The sequence below is a fragment of the Candidatus Symbiopectobacterium sp. NZEC135 genome (assembly GCF_025962695.1).
This window is the reverse complement of the sequence record NZ_JAGFPF010001536.1, coordinates 1-515: the sequence shown is the minus strand read 5'-3', so window position 1 is coordinate 515 and position 515 is coordinate 1. Positions and strand designations below refer to the sequence as shown.

The following is a 515-nucleotide window of genomic DNA, read 5'->3' as shown; positions in this document are numbered from 1 at the left end:
ATCGGTTCTGTGCTGTTGCGTTCAACAATGGCGCGCGCAATGCGCTTGGCAAACCGCTCTTCGCCAAAGGTTTTCAACACCCAGGCAATGTCGTCGACTTCTGCCGTTTGCAACCATTGTGCCGCTGACTGGCCGCGTGTCGGGTCCATGCGCATGTCCAACGGGCCATCACGCATAAAGGAAAAACCGCGTTCAGGATCGTCCAACTGCGGCGAAGAAACACCTAAATCGAGCAGCACGCCGTCGATACGCCCGGTTAATCCCAGGGTCTGCGGAAAAAGGTCCGTGAACAATAGAAAAGCGTGAATCTTGAATCGCCTCGGCGGCGGCAATAGCCTGAGGATCGCGATCGATAGCCACAAGGCGCCCTTCCGGTCCGAGACGGGAAAGGATCAGTCGCGAATGGCCACCACGGCCAAACGTACCGTCGATGTATGTGCCGTCAGCGCGGATATTGAGGCCATTAACCGCTTCGTCCAACAGCACAGTGGTGTGTTTATAATTTTCTGGCATGT

Annotated in this window: 1 pseudogene; it reads right to left on the bottom strand. The window is 55.7% G+C overall.

From position 1 onward, the window contains the following. Positions 1–513: pseudogene (gene rsmH, locus J5224_RS35230) on the bottom strand (16S rRNA (cytosine(1402)-N(4))-methyltransferase RsmH); the annotation flags it as partial. Between the last annotated feature and the right edge of the window lie 2 nt (positions 514–515).